The organism is Pedobacter cryoconitis, from assembly GCF_003259615.1.
Taxonomy (GTDB): Bacteria; Bacteroidota; Bacteroidia; order Sphingobacteriales; family Sphingobacteriaceae; genus Pedobacter; species Pedobacter cryoconitis.
This window is the reverse complement of record NZ_QLLR01000041.1, coordinates 1-19402: the sequence shown is the minus strand read 5'-3', so window position 1 is coordinate 19402 and position 19402 is coordinate 1. Positions and strand designations below refer to the sequence as shown.

At 38.8% G+C, this 19402-nt stretch carries 14 protein-coding genes; 8 read left to right on the top strand and 6 right to left on the bottom strand.

The window, feature by feature from the left end:
* Nucleotides 1–24 precede the first annotated feature (24 nt).
* Nucleotides 25–966: a M28 family peptidase gene (locus tag LY11_RS24430; RefSeq protein WP_111636220.1), complete on the bottom strand. Its 942-nt coding sequence runs from the start codon at nucleotides 964–966 to the stop codon at nucleotides 25–27.
* 222 nt (nucleotides 967–1188) lie between these two features.
* On the opposite strand from LY11_RS24430, the gene LY11_RS24425 reads away from it, so the two are divergent.
* Nucleotides 1189–2172: a potassium channel beta subunit family protein gene (locus LY11_RS24425; protein WP_111636243.1), complete on the top strand. Its 984-nt coding sequence runs from the start codon at nucleotides 1189–1191 to the stop codon at nucleotides 2170–2172.
* Between the two features lie 69 nt (nucleotides 2173–2241).
* On the opposite strand, the gene LY11_RS24420 is transcribed toward LY11_RS24425, so the two are convergent.
* Nucleotides 2242–3690, bottom strand: a complete 1449-nt coding sequence (locus tag LY11_RS24420; RefSeq protein WP_111636219.1) for a glyceraldehyde-3-phosphate dehydrogenase — start codon at nucleotides 3688–3690, stop codon at nucleotides 2242–2244.
* A gap of 117 nt (nucleotides 3691–3807) precedes the next feature.
* Nucleotides 3808–4668 (bottom strand): sigma-70 family RNA polymerase sigma factor, encoded by an 861-nt coding sequence (locus tag LY11_RS24415; protein ID WP_062547391.1) that lies wholly within the window; start codon nucleotides 4666–4668, stop codon nucleotides 3808–3810.
* Between the two features lie 460 nt (nucleotides 4669–5128).
* On the opposite strand from LY11_RS24415, the gene LY11_RS24410 reads away from it, so the two are divergent.
* Nucleotides 5129–5341 (top strand): helix-turn-helix domain-containing protein, encoded by a 213-nt coding sequence (locus tag LY11_RS24410; RefSeq protein ID WP_111636242.1) that lies wholly within the window; start codon nucleotides 5129–5131, stop codon nucleotides 5339–5341.
* Nucleotides 5342–5372: 31 nt separating this feature from the next.
* On the opposite strand, the gene LY11_RS24405 is transcribed toward LY11_RS24410, so the two are convergent.
* Together LY11_RS24405 and lpdA are read right to left on the bottom strand one after the other, a co-directional pair.
* Nucleotides 5373–6212, bottom strand: coding sequence for an MBL fold metallo-hydrolase (locus LY11_RS24405; protein WP_111636218.1), 840 nt, complete (start codon nucleotides 6210–6212; stop codon nucleotides 5373–5375).
* An 83-nt stretch (nucleotides 6213–6295) separates the two neighbouring features.
* Complete coding sequence (gene lpdA, locus LY11_RS24400; protein WP_068395555.1) at nucleotides 6296–7684, bottom strand: dihydrolipoyl dehydrogenase; 1389 nt, start codon at nucleotides 7682–7684, stop codon at nucleotides 6296–6298.
* A gap of 346 nt (nucleotides 7685–8030) precedes the next feature.
* On the opposite strand from lpdA, the gene LY11_RS24395 reads away from it, so the two are divergent.
* From LY11_RS24395 to LY11_RS24370, 6 genes are all read left to right on the top strand, one after another.
* Nucleotides 8031–11312, top strand: coding sequence for a TonB-dependent receptor (locus LY11_RS24395; RefSeq protein WP_111636217.1), 3282 nt, complete (start codon nucleotides 8031–8033; stop codon nucleotides 11310–11312).
* Nucleotides 11313–11460: 148 nt separating this feature from the next.
* Nucleotides 11461–12045, top strand: coding sequence for a TetR/AcrR family transcriptional regulator (locus tag LY11_RS24390; RefSeq protein WP_111636216.1), 585 nt, complete (start codon nucleotides 11461–11463; stop codon nucleotides 12043–12045).
* Between the two features lie 37 nt (nucleotides 12046–12082).
* The gene (locus LY11_RS24385) at nucleotides 12083–13435 is read left to right on the top strand and encodes a TolC family protein (RefSeq protein ID WP_111636241.1); all 1353 of its coding nucleotides are present in this window, start codon (nucleotides 12083–12085) and stop codon (nucleotides 13433–13435) included.
* A gap of 5 nt (nucleotides 13436–13440) precedes the next feature.
* Nucleotides 13441–14598, top strand: a complete 1158-nt coding sequence (locus LY11_RS24380) for an efflux RND transporter periplasmic adaptor subunit (protein ID WP_111636215.1) — start codon at nucleotides 13441–13443, stop codon at nucleotides 14596–14598.
* A 22-nt stretch (nucleotides 14599–14620) separates the two neighbouring features.
* Entirely contained in the window at nucleotides 14621–17794 is a 3174-nt protein-coding gene (locus LY11_RS24375) for an efflux RND transporter permease subunit (protein WP_111636214.1), read from the top strand.
* 156 nt (nucleotides 17795–17950) lie between these two features.
* Nucleotides 17951–18865: an Rpn family recombination-promoting nuclease/putative transposase gene (locus LY11_RS24370; protein ID WP_111636213.1), complete on the top strand. Its 915-nt coding sequence runs from the start codon at nucleotides 17951–17953 to the stop codon at nucleotides 18863–18865.
* A 122-nt stretch (nucleotides 18866–18987) separates the two neighbouring features.
* On the opposite strand, the gene LY11_RS24365 is transcribed toward LY11_RS24370, so the two are convergent.
* The coding region (locus tag LY11_RS24365) for a transposase (protein WP_146610914.1) at nucleotides 18988–19402 on the bottom strand (415 nt) is incomplete at its 5' end.

Sequence of the window (19402 nt, the reverse complement as noted above, 5' to 3'; positions counted from 1 at the left end):
GAAAGAAGGAACTATAAAGTTTGTCTATCTTCTTTTAGATTGTAACCTGTCACGCAGTATCTTTTCTACAGTACGCTCCTTATCAAAGTTATCAGTGATCTCTAAAATACCATTTGCAGCATCGATAAAAAATGCCTGGTTGATATTTTCAAACTTATCTGAGGATTTGTGGTAATCTTTATGATCTTCCACGCCAAAGTAAATAAACGGGATGTTTTTAGCATTAAAAGCAGACTGGTCACTTTGATCGGTCCAGTCGTCTGCTGCTAATTTTGCATTATCGTGTCCGAAAAGGATTTTCAAATCGGGAATAGTTGTCGCAATATAATTTTTGAGCTGTGGATATTTATAAGTCCCGGCAGCATAAAGCTCTCCTTTGTCATTATGACTGATCATATCAAGATTAAGGTTTAGTGTGATCTTTTTCAAGTCAACCGGAGGATGGTTTACAAAGTATTCAGAGCCCTTTCTGCCAAATTCTTCTGCATCAAATGCTACGAAAATCATCGTATACATGGGTTTATTCCTGGCATAGTGTGTCGCTATTTTTAAGAGCCCGGCTACGCCTGAAGCGTTATCGTCCGCACCATTATAGATAGTTCCGTTAATCACCCCTAAGTGGTCGTAATGAGCAGAAATAACGATCACTTTACTGGTTGTTCCTTTGATGTAACCAATCATGTTTTTTCCAGTGATTTTCGGATCATCAATGCCCGAAAAAGTGAAGGATTGCTGGTAACCATTACAGACTTTATAAGCTTTCAAACCTATTTCTTTAAAGCGCCTGGCAATATATGTCCTTGCTAATTCGGCACCTTTAGTTCCTGTTTTTCTGCCCTCATAGGCATCTGAAGACAGAACTTTAACGTCATTGATTAATTGATCAGCGTGAGCAGGCTGATTGGATGTTTTTACGGCATTGCAACCCAGAGAAAATGCCAGGGGTAATAGCAGATATAATTTCATAGCGCCAGGATTTTATTAATAGGTTGTTATGTTGATATCCCTAATATATTACAAATTAGTGACACATCAATGGGCTATCGTAAAAACTTAAGCAAACGGCTCCTGTTCTTATTTTATACATTTAGCTTATTAATCAGGGGGAAATTCGGTAATCCCATGATCAGGGTGCTACTGATCAAAACTCTGATTTTAAAATGGCTGACAATTAAAATTCATATAAAAATGGAATACAGACGTTTAGGGAAATCAGGATTACAGTTGAGTGCGCTTTCTTTGGGAAGCTGGCTAACATTTGGAAATCAGATCAGCGATAAAGTTGCGGATGAATTGATGGGGATTGCTTACGATTCGGGTGTAAACTTTTTTGATAATGCAGAGGGTTATGCTGCAGGAAAGTCGGAAGAAGTGATGGGCAAGATCATTAAAGCACACCAGTGGGAGCGTGAATCGTACGTAGTTTCCAGCAAAGTTTTCTTTGGAACTGAAAATAAAGGGCCCAACAGAACTGGCTTATCGAGGAAGCACGTGATCGAAGCTTGTCATGGCGCACTGAAGAGGTTACAGGTAGATTACCTGGATTTATATTTTTGTCACCGCCCGGATAAGAACACGCCTGTTGAGGAGACTGTCTGGGCAATGAATACCTTGTTGCAGCAAGGTAAAATCTTATACTGGGGAACTTCAGAATGGAGTGCAGCAGAAATTATGGAAGCTATCCGCGTGACACGTCAGTATAACCTGATCGGGCCTACTATGGAACAGCCGCAGTACAATCTGATTGAGCGAAATAAATTAGAGCGCGAATATTTATTGCTGTTTAAAGAGTACGGATTGGGAACTACGGTCTGGTCACCTTTAGCTTCAGGATTGCTTTCTGGTAAATACACATCGGGGGATGCGAAAAATACACGTTTGGATATGAAAGGGATGGAATGGCTGAAAGAAGCTTCTCTGGCAGAAGAAAAACTGGCGAAGGTTAAGAAATTACAAACATTAGCTGATGCTATGAATGTACCTCTGGCTAAGTTTTCATTAGCATGGTGCTTGAAGAATCCGAATGTAAGTACAGTTATTTTAGGGGCTTCAAAAACCGAGCAGTTAAAAGAAAACCTGACTACTTTAAATGTACTGCCTTTATTGACGGAGGAAGTAATGGGAGAGATCGAGGGAATAATGGAAACTAAACCTGTATTGTCTGAGTTCTAGGTAATGATTTTCTAAAATCAAAAAGGCAGTTCAATTTGAACTGCCTTTTTGATTTGATTTTAAATGAGTCTAGTAATAAGTTAAGCGCACCACACCAGCTAGTTTTTTAGCCAGGCGGATCACTTGTCTTGTATAGCCGTATTCATTGTCATACCAGGTGTAAATTACGACAGACTTATTGTCTTTTGCCATAATCGTAGCCGGACCATCAATAATAGAAGCATGGCTGTTTCCGATTAAATCAGAACTTACCAGTTCATTAGAAATAGAGAATTCTATTTGTTCAGACAGATCCCCGAAAAGAGAAGCCTGTTTGATCATATCAATAACCTCGTCTCTGGAAGTCACTTTATTCAATGATAAGTTAAGAATAGCCAATGAAACGTTTGGTGTAGGAACACGCACTGCATTGCCTGTCAGTTTTCCACCCAGATGAGGGATTACTTTAGCCACTGCTTTATCAGCTCCGGTTTCAGTGATGACCATATTTAAAGCTGCAGACCTGCCGCGGCGATATTTTTTATGATAGTTATCTAATAAATTCTGATCGTTTGTGTAAGAATGGATTGTTTCTATGTGTCCTTTTTCTATACCAAAAGCCTCATCGATAACTTTCAGTACCGGAACAATAGCATTGGTGGTACAAGAAGCATTGGATACAATAGTTTCTTTGGTGAAATCGAAATCTGCATCATTAATTCCAGCCACAATATTCGGAATGTCTCCCTTGGCCGGAGCGGTCAGTAATACTTTAGCAATACCTTTTGCTGCAAGATGACGGCTAAGGCCTTCACGGTCACGGAATACGCCTGTATTATCAATTAATAAAGCGTCTGCAATGCCGTAAGTTGTATAATCTACGTCCTCTGGATTGTTAGCTACAATAAAATAGATGGTTTGTCCATTGATGATCAGTGCTTTATTGATGAAATCTTCAATAATAATTCCGTTAAAAGTTCCGTGAACAGAGTCTGTGCGTAATAATTCTGCGCGTTTGATTAATTCCTCATCACTATAAGTCCTGGTAACGATCGCACGCAGTCTGAGCTGTTCACCTTTACCTGCCTGCAGGATCAGTTCTCTAGCTGCCAGTCTGCCAATTCTTCCGAAACCAAACAGCACGACATCCTTTGGTAAAAGACTGATTTTGTCTTTGCCGATGTGACGGCTGAGTTTGCTGATCACAAAATCGTGCATGGTTGCAAAATCATTGTTCTCATCCAGCCACTCTGCTGCAAGTCTTCCTATGTCAACACGGGAAGGAGCAAGGTTACATTTGGCAATTTCATTTGCGAGCTCCAGTGTCTCATAAATGTTAATGTCCTGGCCTGAAATTTCTTTAGCGTACTGGTGGTGAGCAAGGATTTCGCTACTGCCTACGTCGAATAATGGTTTACGAAAAAGCACAAGTTCAATAGATCTGTCGAACCATAACTGGCCTACAACATTCAGTAATTCAACTGCTTTTTTCTCTTTTTCAATCCAGTTCTGAAATTCGGATTGGTATTTATTAAACATATCGGGATTATTTGGTTAGAGTGCCACAAAAGTAAAAAAGATTGGGGGAAACCCAATCTTTTTCTATCCGATATTTAACCTGATTGTCTATTTAAATTTTAAACGGCAATTCAATTGTTAACCTAAGTATGATTTTAATATTTTGCTACGTGAAGTATGACGTAAACGTTGTAGCGCTTTGTCTTTGATCTGACGGACACGCTCACGGGTTAAGTTAAATTTCTCACCGATTTCTTCCAGAGAAAGCGGATGATTTGTGCTTAAGCCAAAGAAAAGAACGATAATTTCGCGTTCACGTTCTGTTAGGGTAGATAAAGAACGTTTGATCTCTTCAGAAAGTGATTCGTTAATTAAACTACTGTCTGTATTAGGTTCATGATTTTCTAAAACATCCAGTAATGTGTTTTCTTCACCTTGTACGAAAGGGGCATCCATTGATACATGTCTTCCTGAGTTACTTAAAGTATCAGAAATTTTATCAACAGTAGTTTCCAGAATATCAGCTAATTCTTCCGGAGAAGGTTCGCGTTCAAATTCCTGCTCCAATTTAGAGAATGCCTTACTGATCTTACTCAATGAACCAACCTGGTTTAATGGAAGACGTACAATACGGCTTTGTTCAGCAATAGCCTGTAAAATTGACTGACGAATCCACCATACTGCATATGAAATGAATTTGAAACCTTTAGTTTCATCAAAACGTTTCGCTGCTTTGATTAGTCCAAGGTTACCCTCATTAATTAAATCACCTAAAGTCAATCCCTGATTTTGATACTGCTTAGCTACCGAAACAACGAAACGTAAGTTTGTTTTTGTCAGACGCTCTAATGCGGCCTGATCACCTTCACGTATCTTTCTTGCCAGGATTACTTCTTCTTCTGCGGTGATTAAATCTACTTTACCAATCTCATGAAGATATTTGTCTAGAGATTGACTCTCGCGATTGGTTATGGATTGGGTGATTTTGAGTTGTCTCATTTATGTGCTTTGGTGCTCTTTATGTGTTAGAACGTGCAAAAGTAAGGATTAAAAGGCAATTTAAAAACATAAATTCCTGAAAATGTTACACTTTACACTGGTTATTTGTACGATAATTTAATAGCAATAATTATTCCAAAGTACATTTGACAGTCTGCGTGCCTTATATTGATAAATGTACATTATTTATTGCATATCGATGATAAATGCTTGTTATTTAATAATTCATCTTTTAGATAGTTCTATTATTTTTATAAAATTCATGGCATTTTATTGATTTAATATGATAATTTAATTAAAAAAATGTTTCTCAGTTAACATATGTCTGTCAGTATTGTTTGATATTGTCACGCTGATTTTTATGATTTTTTCTTAAAATCCTATCATTTTACAAAAGATGTCTGCAAAAGCCGACAATTTTACCGATTTTTATCAATATAAATTCAACAACCATTTGCTTATGCCCATAGTTATTAATTTAGATGTAATGCTCGCGAAACGCAAAGTGTCTCTTACTGAATTGAGCTTAAAGGTGGGAATTACCTTATCTAATCTTTCGATCCTGAAAACAGGAAAGGCAAAAGCGATCCGTCTGGAAACTCTGGAAGCTATTTGTAAGGCACTGGACTGTCAGCCGGGAGATATTCTGGAATATAATCCAATGCCTGTTTAATCTTTATATTTAAATTTGATTCAAAAACAGGTTATAAATCTGCCAGTTTCAAAGTATCTTTTAATCTGATCCCTTTTTCAGTCTGTTGTACGGTGCAGCATTCATTCATGGAATCATGCTCTAAATAAAGAATGTAGTTTTTTTCAGCTGCTTCTTCTAAAAATGCTTTCTTCTCTTTTAAGGTCTGTAAGGGAAACATATCATAGGACATGACATAGGGCAGGGGAATATGCCCGGTAGAAGGCAGCAAATCTGCTGTATAAATAATAGTATGGTCTTTGTAAGTCAGTTCAGGCAGCATCATGGCATCGGTATGGCCGAATGCGAAACGTACTTTAAAGCCAGACTGAAACTCAATTCCTTCCTGATCGTCAATAAATTTCAACTGACCGCTTTCTTGAAGTGGCAGGATATTATCCTTTAGAAAAGAAGCTTTTTCCCTGTCATTGGGATGAACTGCCCAGTCCCAGTGTTTTTCATTACTCCAGTAGGTAGCTTGTTTAAAGGCAGGAACCAGTTTTTCACCTTCGCGCACAATTGCCCCGCCGCAGTGGTCAAAGTGTAAATGTGTGAGGAATACGTCCGTAATATCAGCCGGACTGAACCCTTTTGCTGCGAGTGACTTCTCCATGGTATCATCACCATGCAGGTAATAATGGCTCAGAAATTTTTCATTTTGTTTATTACCGATCCCAGTATCTATTAATATCAGGCGGTTGCCGTCTTCTACTAATAAACAGCGCATTGCCCAGGTACACATATTATTTGCATCTGCAGGATTACTTTTTTGCCAGATAGATTTTGGAACAACGCCAAACATCGCACCGCCGTCCAGTTTAAATAATCCGGTATCTATAGTATGTAAGTTCATCTGAATAAAATTTGGTATGCTGTAAAAATAAGAAACCCGCTGAGTTATCAGCGGGTTTACATGGTAATATATATAGTGATGTTTTACAAGTGAATTACTTCTCCGTAAGCATCAGCAGTAGCTTCCATGATCGCTTCACTCATTGTTGGGTGAGGGTGGACAGCTTTTAACATTTCGTGACCAGTAGTTTCTAATTTACGGGCAACAACGATTTCTGCGATTAATTCAGTTACGTTAGCACCAATCATGTGCGCGCCTAAAAGTTCACCGTATTTAGCGTCATAAATCATTTTGATGAAACCATCTTTCGCGCCAGCTGCACTAGCTTTACCTGAAGCTGAGAATGGGAATTTACCAATTTTCAGTTCGTAACCAGCTGCTTTCGCTGCCTTTTCTGTATAACCTACAGAAGCAATTTCAGGTGAACAGTACGTACAGCCCGGAATATTGTTATAATCTAATGGCTCAGGAGACTGTCCAGCGATTTTTTCTACACAGATAATTCCTTCAGCAGAGGCTACATGCGCTAAGGCTTGTCCGCCAACAATATCACCAATTGCATAATATCCTTTTACAGAAGTATTATAGAATTCGTCTACGACTACTTTACCTTTTTCAGTTTTGATACCTGTTTCTTCCAGACCTATGTTTTCAAGGTTTGCCACTACACCAGCAGCAGAAAGAACAATGTCACATTCAATAGTCTGCATACCAGCAGCAGTTTTAACCTGAACTTTACAGCCTGCGCCAGTTGTATCAACTGATTCAACGCTTGATGAAGTCATTACTTCGATGCCAACTTTTTTGAAGCTGCGCAGTAATTGTTTCGAAACGTCTTCGTCTTCTACAGGAACAATGTTCTCCATGAATTCAACAACAGTCACTTTTGTTCCCATAGTTGCATAGAAATAAGCAAATTCTACTCCGATAGCTCCAGAACCAACGATAACCATTGATTTAGGCATTTCAGGTAAAACCATTGCTTGTCTGTAGCCGATGATTTTTTTACCATCTTGTTTTACACTTGGCAATTCTTTTGAACGTCCGCCTGTAGCAAGGATAATATTTTTTGCAGTTAATTCTGAAGTAGAACCGTCCGCACCTTTAACTTCAACCTTATTACCCGGTTTAACTTTACCGGTACCCATTACCACGTCAATTTTGTTTTTTTTCATTAAAAACTGAACGCCTTTGCTCATTCCTTCAGCTACACCACGGCTGCGTTTGATCACAGCTGCGAAATCAGCTTCAGCTTCGGCAGTTTTGATACCGTATTCTGCTGCATGATTGATATATTCAAATACCTGTGCACTTTTTAATAAAGCTTTGGTTGGGATACAGCCCCAGTTAAGGCAGATTCCACCTAAGGATTCACGTTCTACAATTGCAGTTTTTAAACCTAATTGTGACGCTCTGATTGCAGCAACGTATCCGCCGGGACCGCTACCTATTATAATTACATCGTAGTTCATATCTTTTAATAGGGGACTTTACTTAGTAAAGCCCAAAATTAAAAAAAATTGTTCGTTAAACAGCGTATTTGATTTTTGTGACGTGAATTTGTAAGTAGCATTGACCGGAATCGCGTTTTCAGGAAATAGCGTCATTTCCGGTTATTCCAAATAATGAACTGATAAACTGTGGGTTAAGCATGTATTATAAATGTTAAATGTGGATAAAAAACATATATAATTAATGATTTATTAACATTGAAAGCTAAAACGTTGTATTTTTTATCTATACTTTTGTGGCTGTAAACTATTATGTACCTAAACGCATTGCGTTTAAAACAAAACAAAATTCATTAACAAAGAAAGTATGAAGAAATCTTTACTATTTAAAATTGTAGTAATCATGTTGGCTGTTGTGGGAACCATCTTCTCCGCGAATGCTCAGGTAACTACCTCAGCGATGACGGGTGTCGTTAAAGACGCTAAAGGACCGTTACCTGGTGCGAGCGTTAAAGCTATCCACGTGCCAACGGGTTCAGTTTATACGACAACTACTAACGGCGATGGTCGTTTTACAATCGCTAACATGCGTGTTGGTGGTCCTTACTCAGTAACCATTACTTTTATTGGATTTCAGGCTGCTAAATATGACAACCTTAATCTAAAATTAGGTGGTTCTTATCCATTGAATGTTGTTTTGTCAGACGGAGCGCAGCAATTAAGCGACGTTGTAATTACAGCGAACAAAAGTAAGATCATTAACAGTTCAAGAACCGGTGCTGCGACCAACGTGTCACAAAAACAAATTGAACAGCTTCCGGCAGTTTCCAGAAGTATTACTGATTTAACGAAATTAACTCCTCAGGCTAATACTAAAGGTGATGGTTTCTCTTTTGCGGGCAGAAACAGTTTGTTTAACTCACTGACATTAGATGGTGCGCAAATGAACAACGTTTTCGGTTTATCATCATTACCTGGTGGTGGAACGGGAGCTCAGCCTTTCTCTTTAGATGCCCTGGAAGAATTACAGGTCAATCTTGCTCCTTATGATGTAAAACAAAGTGGTTTTACTGGTGCTGGTGTGAATGCCATTACTAAAGCAGGTACAAATAAATTTTCAGGTTCGGTTTATACATATTACAAAGATCAGAACTTACAAGGTTATGATGTTGGTGATACAAAACTTGATAAAAAAACACAAACGTTTTTAAATAAGCAGTTTGGTTTCAGATTAGGCGGAGCAATCGTTCAGAATAAATTATTCTTCTTTGTGAATGGTGAGATTTCAAGACGTACTTCTCCAGCGACCAGTCTTATTGCTAATCCAAATGCAGTAGCAAATAAAGCGACAGACCCTAAAAATATGTCGAGAGTATTAACCAGCGATTTAGACCTGGTAAAAAATACTGTGCTTAATAAATTCGGTTATGATCCGGGTGTATATTCAGGATACAGCAATCAGCAAAATGCAGATAACGTTACTGCACGTTTAGACTGGAATATCAATGATGCCAACAGATTAACTGTACGTTATAATTATCTTAAATCTTTCAAAGATGCTGGTGTAAGTACTTCGAACTCTAACACAGGACGCGGACCATCACTAACTTCGATGGTTTATGATAATATGACTTACACACAGTATAACAATATTAATTCGGTAACTGCAGAATTAAACACGCGTTTCAGTGATAAGTTAGCAAACAACCTGCAATTGGTTTATACTGGCTTCCGTGATTACCGTAAAGCAAAAGGGAATCCTTTCCCTGTAGTGGATATTGAAGACGGAAATGGTTCAAACTATATTTCATTAGGAACTGAACCTTTCAGTGGTTTGAATACTTTAAACCAGGATATATATACTTTAAATGAAAACTTTAACATTTTTGCTGGTAACCATACCATCACTATTGGTGGTTCTGTAGGATACCAGAAATTTCAAAATGCCTTTGCTCAGTTCTTATACGGACAGTTCAGATACAAAAGCGTATCAGACTTTGTTGCAGCAGCAAATGGTAGTACTTCAGTTAATCCCCTTTTGTACCAGTTAACTTATTCGACTGATAAAAATAACCCAATACCGGCAGCAGCTACTTTCAGCCAGATGCCGGTTGCAGTTTATGCACAGGATGAGTGGTATATCAAACCTAACTTTAAACTGACTTATGGTTTAAGATTAGATATGCCAATTTATACTTCAACAATCCAATCTAATCCACTGATAACTGCGGCTACTTTCCGTGATGGTGAGAAACTGGATGTTGGAAAATTACCTAAAACACAGATTTTATTCTCCCCTCGTGTTGGTTTCAACTGGGATGTTAAAGGTGATGGTACTGTTCAGGTACGTGGTGGTTCTGGTATCTTTACTGGTGCTGTTCCTGCAGTATGGTTAACTAATCAGGCTGGGAATACAGGTCTGGGAACTGGTAATGATTTCTTAACTAATCCAAAAAACCGTCCTTTTAGTCCAAATCCAGCAGAGTATATTCCTGCTAATCCAGGAAACCCTGCAACTTTTGCAATTAACCAGGCTTCTAATAACTTTAAAGTTCCACAAATCTGGAGATCAAGTTTAGCGGTTGATTATAAATTGCCAGGCGGTTTAGTAGCTACTGTTGATGGTTTGTATACTAAATCATTAAACGAGGTATTCCACAGAGATGCGAATTTAGTTAACCCAACGGCTAACCTTACAGGTTCTGGCGATACACGTCCTTACTTCCCTGGTGGTAACTTAAACAGAATTAATCCTTTCTTAACGAATGCGATTGTATTTGATAACACAAACAAAGGTTATGCGTGGAGTTTAACTGGTCAGATTCAAAAAAGATTCGGATCATTCGCTGATATTATGATAGCTTATACCAGAAGTGATGCGCGTGATATTACTTCAACTCCAGGTTCACAGGCTGCGTCTGCTTTCAATGGTAACCAGGTTGCTGGTGATCCAAATAAACCAGTACTGGCTTATAGCAGTTTCTTAGTTAAAAACAGAATCATTGCAGCTGTTAATTTCAACTTCTCGATTATCCCTAAATTACCTACCTCTATTGGTGTAGTTTATGAAGGTTCTCCTTATGGTGATTCTTTTGGTAACACCAGGTTCTCTTATGTTACTGCAGGAAACGTGAACAATGACAACTCTACATTTAACGATTTAATGTACATTCCTAAAGATCGTAATGATATTCGCTTATTAGATATTCCTGCTGTTGCTGGTAAATCTTATGCAGAGACAGCTGATCAGCAATGGGCGAGATTAGATGCTTATATCAATCAGGATAAATATCTGAGCAAACACAGAGGTCAGATTGCGGAAAGAAACGGTGGTGAATACCCTTGGGCAAATCGTTTTGACATCAGAATTTTACAACAGATTAAAACTGTATTTGGTTCAAATTCTAATAGCAGATTCGAAATCTCTGTTGATATTATCAACTTTGGTAACTTGCTGAACAAGAAATGGGGTGCAACACAAATCCCTTCTTTAACAAACTTTATGTCTTATAAAGGAGTGGTTAGTCCTACAAACCTGATCCCTACTTATACAGTAAGTCAGGATTTGCCAAACTCTACTTTCAGAGTGAATACAGATCTTCCTTCAAGATACCAGATTCAAGTTGGCGCAAGATATAGCTTCAACTAAATTTTTAAATTTTTGATTAAGCCCTGTTCTGATTCTTCAGAACAGGGCTTTTTTGTTTATCCCCATTTATAGTGATCTGGATCACTTTTCTGTCATATTAGGTTAAACAATAAATTGGTATATTTAATTTGTGTTTATTTGTAACCGAATGAACGTTCAATTAGAAGATATTTCCGGAAAACGTGTTGCTGTCCTAAACAGTACACTCGCTCTGATTAAAGAGCATGGATTTCATGGCGCTCCCATGAGTTTAATTGCTAAACACGCTGGTGTTGCTGCAGGTACTATATATCACTATTTCGATTCCAAAGAAACCCTCATTTTAGAGCTCTATGTTCATGTGAAGGATAAGCTGGCATTGGCAATATCTGCGGGTGATGACCCTGAAAAGTCTTATAAAGACCGGTTTTTCAATTTTATGATCAATCAGTTCCATTTTTACGTGGAAAATGAGAACTCTCTTTTTTTCCTGGAACAGTATATGAGTTCTCCTTTCGCCAAGAATTTCCCGGAGCGTGATAGTCAACTATTTGCAGACAAGGTGATTACATTATTTCAATATGGCATAGAAAATGCTCACTTCAGGAATATTGACTCGAGGCTGCTCGCCCCGACGATCAAAGGGACGCTTGTTGCCGCTGCGACTTTCCAGTTATCGGAACAAATTGTGTTTTCGAAGGAAGATATTCTGGAAGTAGTAAACATCATATGGGACGGAATTAAAAGGCAATAACATGAATAATAGTAAAACAAATACCCTTAATATATATATGAAACCTCACAAATTAATTTTAATGATGCTCGTCTGCATATCAGCTCTTCTGCCAGGACTGGTATTCGCCCAGACGACAGTTAGAGAGCAGCCGACGCTGAGCAATGCAACCTTGCAGGAATGTATTGATTACGCTTTGAGCAATAAGCCTGGGGTACAACAAGCACTGATTGACGAAGAGATAGGAGAGCGGGATATAAAATCAGCGTTATCTGGTTGGTTACCTCAAATTAATGGTAATGGAACAATTAACCATAATTTTAAGCAGCAGTCTCAGATCCTGACTACAAACGGACAGTCTTCTTTACTAACTTTCGGGGGTAAGAATACTTCATCTTTTGTATTGCAGGCTGATCAGCAGTTCTTAAATGCAGGATTAATCCAGGCCTCTAAATCTGCTAAGTTCTACAGACAGCAGTATAAACAAAGTACAGAAAATACAAAGATCAGTACGATTGTTGATGTCAGTAAAGCCTTTTATGATGTGCTGACCAGCAAGGAGCAGCTGAATATCATTGCGGAGAATATCGCCAGACAGGAAAAACAATTGAAAGATGCCAAGGCCCAGTATGATGCTGGTCTGGTTGATAAAACAGATTTCCAAAGAGCACAGATTAGTTTAAGCAATTCTCAAGCCGACAGAAAAAGAACCGATGAGCTGCTGAAATATAAATATGCTTATTTAAGAGAGTTAATTGGTTATGGCGCTGAAAAGCCTTTCGGTTTATCTTTTACTTCAAGAGATATGGAGAATGATGTCATGATTGATACTACTCAATTGTTAAATTATCAAAACCGGGTGGAATATCGTTTGCTGGAAACACAGAGAAGCCTGCAGAAAATTACGACCAGTTATAATAAGTGGGCTTATTCTCCTACACTTTCTGGTTTTATCAATTACGGATTTAATTATCAGAATAATGCGCTGAGCAATTTATATGATCAGAACTTCCCAAGTTCGGTTGTTGGATTGAAATTATCGGTACCAATCTTCCTTGGAGGAAAGCGTACGCAGGAAATTAGAAAGTCGCAGTTACAGGAACGTAAGATTGATCTTGATTTAGTGAATACGAAAAACAAAATCAATACGCAATATGAGCAGGCTATTGCCACTTATAAGGCTAATCTTAACGATCTGAATACGAACAAGGCGAATGTTGAAATTTCAAAACAGGTCTACAACACGATCAAACTTCAGTATGATGAAGGGATTAAAACCTACCTGGACCTGACAACATCAGAAACTGACCTTCGTACTGCACAAATTAATTATCTGAATTCATTATATAACCTCCTTTCGTCAAAACTAGACGTAAAACAAGCATTAGGTATAATCACCGTAAACCAATAAAAGACATGGACATTAAATACATAAAATTAGGCATCTTAATCCTTGGTTCAGTAACATTAGCATCTTGCGGTGGTCAACCTGCTCCGCAACAAGGACCTCCTCCGGCTACCCCGGTAACAACATATACGGTTGATGAACAACCGGTAACTACTGTGGATACTTACCCTGGGGTAGTGATCGCCTTAAACGAGGTTGAGCTTCGTGCACAGGTTGGTGGTTATATTACTGCGATCTATGTAAAAGATGGTCAGCGTGTAACTAAAGGACAGAAGTTATATGAAATTGACCGTACTAAATATCAGGCGGCTTATAATTCAGCTCAGGCTAATGTAGCGGTAGCGAAAGCAAACCGTGATAAAGCAAAAAAAGATGCGGATCGTTATACTAAGTTAGCGCAACAGGAAGCAATTGCTAAACAACGTGTTGATTATGCTTTAACTGACTTAGCGAATGCTGAATCACAAATTGCTGCGGCAAAGGCAAATCTTGCTTCGGCTGCAAATGATTTACAGCGTTCTATTATTGTTTCTCCTTTAAACGGAACAATCGGTATTTCACAGGTAAAACTGGGTGCTTTAGCTTCCCCAGGTACTACATTGTTAAATACAGTATCTACAAATGATCCGATTGCGGTTGATATTCCTGTTAATCAGGGTGAAATTCCTCGTTTTATTCAGTTGGAGAAAAACGTAGCTGCGGTTAAAGATTCACTTTTCAGTATTCAGCTTCAGGATAACAGCATTTACAAACGTCAGGGCAGAATTATTGCGATTGACCGTGCGGTTGATCCTCAGACAGGTACTATCAAAGTAAGAATCAGCTATCCCAATGAAGGCGGCAGACTTATTTCTGGTATGAACGTGAATTTACAAGTGCTGAATAAAGCGGCTGGTAATCAATTGGTGATTCCTTATAAAGCAGTTACGGAACAATTGGGTGAATTCAACGTATTTGTGGTTGGTGACAGCAGTAAAGCAGCGCCAAGGGTAATTAAAGTTGGTACACAGGTAGGTCAGAGCATCGTAGTAAAAAGTGGTCTGAAAAAGGGTGAAGTTATTGTTGTAGATGGTGTTCAGAACGTAAGACCAGGTGCTGTAGTACATGCAGGCTCAGTAGCAGAAGCAAATGGACAGCAACCGGCAGCGGCTGCACCAAAGAAATAGTTATTATAAGAATTTCAAGAATATGATTTCAGATGTATTTATAAAACGACCGGTCACGGCGATCGTCATTTCCATATTAATTGTACTGATAGGGGCGATTGTGATTACCACATTGCCGATCAGTCAATATCCGAGTATTGCTCCGCCTACGGTTACCGTTACTGGTACCTATACAGGAGCTGATGCGCAAACGGTAGAACAAACGGTAACTACACAGATAGAAAGCCAGATTAACGGTACGCCGGGCATGAAGTATCTTTCTTCAAACAGTACATCAGATGGTCGTTCGGCGATTACTGTAACTTTTGATGTGGGTACGAATATCGACATTGCTGCACTTGATGTGCAGAACAGGGTAGGTATTGCGCAGCCGGGGTTACCTGAAGCGGTTCAGCGTTTGGGTATTACCACTAAAAAAGCAAATAATGATATTTTGATGGTTATTGGTCTGTATTCTCCAAATGGAACGTACGACCAGAAATTCATTTCAAACTATGTCAATTTATACGTAAAGGATGCTTTATTGCGTATCAAGGGTGTGGGTGATGTCCAGGTATTCAGTCAGCCGTTTAGTATGCGGGTTTGGTTGGATGCTGGTAAATTAGCGAGATTAGGTTTAACGCCTGCACAGGTTTCGGCTGCAATTGCAGAACAGAATACGCGTGCTCCGGGTGGTAGTGTTGGTGGTCCGCCTCAGCAGAATTCACAGACTTTTGAATTCTCTGTGGTTATGGATGGTGATTTAAACTCGGAAGAGCAGTTTAGAAATATCGTGGTTAAAACTGGCCAGGATGGTTCTCCGGTTTATCTTAAGGATGTTGCGCGTGTGGAGCTAGGTGAGTTTGCTTATTCTACAACTGCAAAAGTAAATGGTAAAGTAGCTTCATTGATGGCTGTTAACCAGACTCCGGGCGGAAATGCGGTTCAAACTGCTGCGGGTATTGATGAAACGATGGCTGAGTTAAAGAAATCTTTCCCTAAGGATTTGGATTTCAAGATCAGTTATGAAACGGTATCCATTATTAAAGTATCGATCAGTGAAGTAATTCACACTTTGGTTGAAGCACTTATCTTAGTAACGATTGTAGTATTCTTCTTCTTACAGAGCTGGAGAGCAACCTTGATTCCTGTATTGGCAATCCCGGTTTCTATTATTGGTACTTTCATCTTCTTTACGTTATTAGGATTCTCGATCAACGTATTAACGATGTTTGGATTCGTCCTCGCCATCGGTATTGTGGTGGATGATGCGATTGTGGTGGTGGAAGCGGTCCAGCATTATATGGACCATGAGGGACTTTCTGCGCCTGATGCTACACGTAAAGCGATGAAGGATATTACAGCTCCGGTAATTGCGATTGCATTAATTCTTGCGGCAGTATTTATACCGGTAGGGTTTATCCCGGGTATGGTTGGTCAATTGTATCAGCAGTTTGCGATTACGATTGCTGTATCGGTATTGATTTCGGCGTTTATCGCTTTATCATTAACTCCGGCATTGTGTTCGTTGTTATTAACACCAATGAACCTGACTAAAGATTCTAAAGGATTGAACAAGTTCTTCTTTAAATTCAATAGCTGGTTTGCAAGAGTAACTAATAAATATTCAAATGGGGTAAGATGGGCTTTGAAAAAGGCTCCTTTGGTAATGATTATCCTGGCTTGTATTTATGTAGGTACAGTTGGTTTATTCATCAAAAAACCTTCAGGATTTATTCCGAATGAGGATGCAGGTATCTTTATTATGGGGGTAACCTTACCAGAAGGTGCTTCAGCAGTTCGTACCAATGCGTTTATCAAAAGGATTACTGATTCTATACAAACAAACATTCCTGAGGTTAAAAATATCACTTCGATTAGCGGTATCAACATTCTGAACAGATCATTCAAGTCTAATGCGGGTACGTTCTTCGTACAGTTGAAAAACTGGGATGACCGTAAAAGAGACGTAGCTACAGTTTTAGGCGAGGTTTCTAAAACATTTGCTGGTGATAAGGACGGAAGTGTGCTTGCGGTTACACCGCCACCAATTCCTGGTTTGGGTATCAGTGGTGGTTTCTCGATGCAGATTCAGGAAAAACAAGCTGGTGATATTAAGAAGTTTGAGGGTGTGGTAGGTAAGTTTCTGGCTGCTGCGAATCAGCGTCCTGAAATTGGATTTGCTTATACGCTGTTTAATGCAAGAACGCCAAATTATCAGCTTCATGTTGATCGTGATAAGGTGAAAAGAATGGGCGTTTCTATTGGAGCGGTATATAGTACAATTTCTTCTTATCTGGGTAGTAGTTATATCAATGACTTCACGAAATACGGACGTAGTTTCCGGGTAGTTTCCCAGGCAGATACGAATTTCCGTAGCAGTATTGAAAACTTAAATCAGATTTATGTGAACAATAGTGTTGGAACACCGGTGCCATTAAGTGCTTTTGTTTCTTACAAGATGACTGAAAATGCGTCGATTATTAATCACTATAATATGTTCAGGTCGATTGAAATTGGTGGAGCTGCAAAACCTGGAAGAAGTTCTGGTGATGCGTTACAGGCTTTAAGAGAGGTTGCTGCACAGACTTTACCACAGGGTTATACTTATAATTTCTCTGGTTTGAGTTTGGAGGAAACTGAGGCTGGTAACAGTACAACACTTATTTTCGGTTTGATCGTAGTCTTTGTATTCTTATTATTGGCTGCATTATATGAAAGCTGGTCGGTTCCTTTCTCTATTTTATTAGCGGTTCCACTTGGTTTATTCGGGGCAATTCTTGCTTTGATATTCCTGCCGAAACTGGATAATAATATTTATGCGCAGGTTGGTCTGATTACATTGATTGGTTTATCTGCGAAGAATGCGATTCTGATTGTAGAGTTTGCGAAGGAACGTGTGGATTGGGGTATGGAATTAATTGCGGCAACTATTGAGGCTGTTAAGTTAAGGTTACGTCCGATTATCATGACTTCACTGGCATTTATTTTAGGGGTTATTCCTTTGATTATCTCTTCGGGGGCTGGTGCAGTATCTCGTATGACTATTGGGTGGACGGTAGCTGCGGGTATGCTTTCGGCAACGATTCTTGCTTTGTTTATTGTTCCTGTACTATTTGTATTGATCACTAAGCTGGCTTATGGTAAAAAGAAATTGGCTGAATTAGAGGCGAATTATAAACCAGAAGAACATGCTGATGTGCTGCATGCGGATTAAGTTTTAATTTTTTATAGGAAAAGCCTTCTCACGAGTAATTGTGAGAAGGCTTTTTTGTGAAGTATTTTGCTGTATAAAACTGTTTATTGATAATAGCGATATTTATTACCTTTTAAATATAAAACAGAGGTAGCTTGCTTTAAATCATTAAGAATTATGTCAGCTAGTACAAATAAATACATTGATCCATTATCAGATTTTGGATTCAAACATCTTTTTGGCGGTGAACCTAACAAAGAGATCATGATTGCTTTTTTAAACGCACTGTTTGAGGGAGAAAAACACATTACCGATATTGTCTACAATCCAACTGAACTTGCCGGGGAGGATAAGGCGCATAAAAAAGTCTTCTTCGATTTGTTATGTACCGGGGACCAGGGCGAGCAGTTCATTGTAGAAATGCAGCGGGCAGACCACGATAATTTTGAGGACCGCTGCATTTTTTATCTGAGCCGCCTGATTCATCAGCAAAAGCTAAAGGGTAACCGTCAATGGGATGTTAAACTGAAAGAGGTTTTCCTGGTTGCAATACTGGATTTTAATATGAGGAATTGCCTGAGTGACCATTATTTGCAAAGCATTTCACTGATGAATACAGGTACTGGTAAAGTATTCCACAATGGACTGGGATTTAAGTTCCTGGAACTGCCTAAGTTTGAGAAGAAAGAAGATGAACTGGAAAATGAGCTGGACAAATGGGTTTATCTGCTTAAACACATGCACAGCCTGAATCAGATTCCTAAGTATCTGGATAAACGTGTTTTTGAAAAAATCTTTAATATCGCTGAAATGAAAAAACTATCACCAGAACAACAATTTATACATGACTCGATTTTACAGCGGGAAGAAGATGATTACGGCCGGATTAAATTTGCAGAACGCATAGGAACGGAAAAAGGAAGAGAAGAAGGATTGGAACAAGGGATGGAAAAAGGTTTAGCGCAGGGAATGGAAAAAGGGAAGTATGAAACTGCACTGGCCATCGCAAGGAAAATGAAAGAAGAGAACTTTGATATTGATAAAATTGCCGGGTTTACTGCGCTGTCCATGGAAGAAATAGAAGCTCTTTAAATACAAAAGAAGTATTAGTATCAATCAAAAGCTGGTTTAACTTTAATTGATACTAATACCTCTTTTTGAGGGAGTGTAAAGTGAACTGTGTCAACATCACTTCTTCTTAGGTGGAGGCTCCTTCAGCCTCCACCTAAGAAGAAGTCGCCGAAGGCTTTCAATCTATCACCAAATTTAATATGTAGTTGTGACATTGTCAAGCCCCAGTTCCACATAGGCATAGTCCACTTTTTAGAGAAGTCTCTGTAGGCTAGGTATACGAGCTTTAGCAGTGACTGATCTGAAGTGAAGGCACCCTTTGTTTTAGTTATTTTGCGGATTTGGCGATGCATTCCTTCAATTGCATTAGTGGTATAAATGACCTTTCTGATTTCTGCAGAATATTCAAAATATGTAGAAAGATTCGTCCAATTATCTAACCAGCTCTTTACTGATAGCGGATATTTTTTACCCCATTTATCTTCAAATTCCAGTAACTTTTCATACCCCTGTTCTTGATTGATAGCCTTATAAACAGGCTTAAGATCAGCAACGACA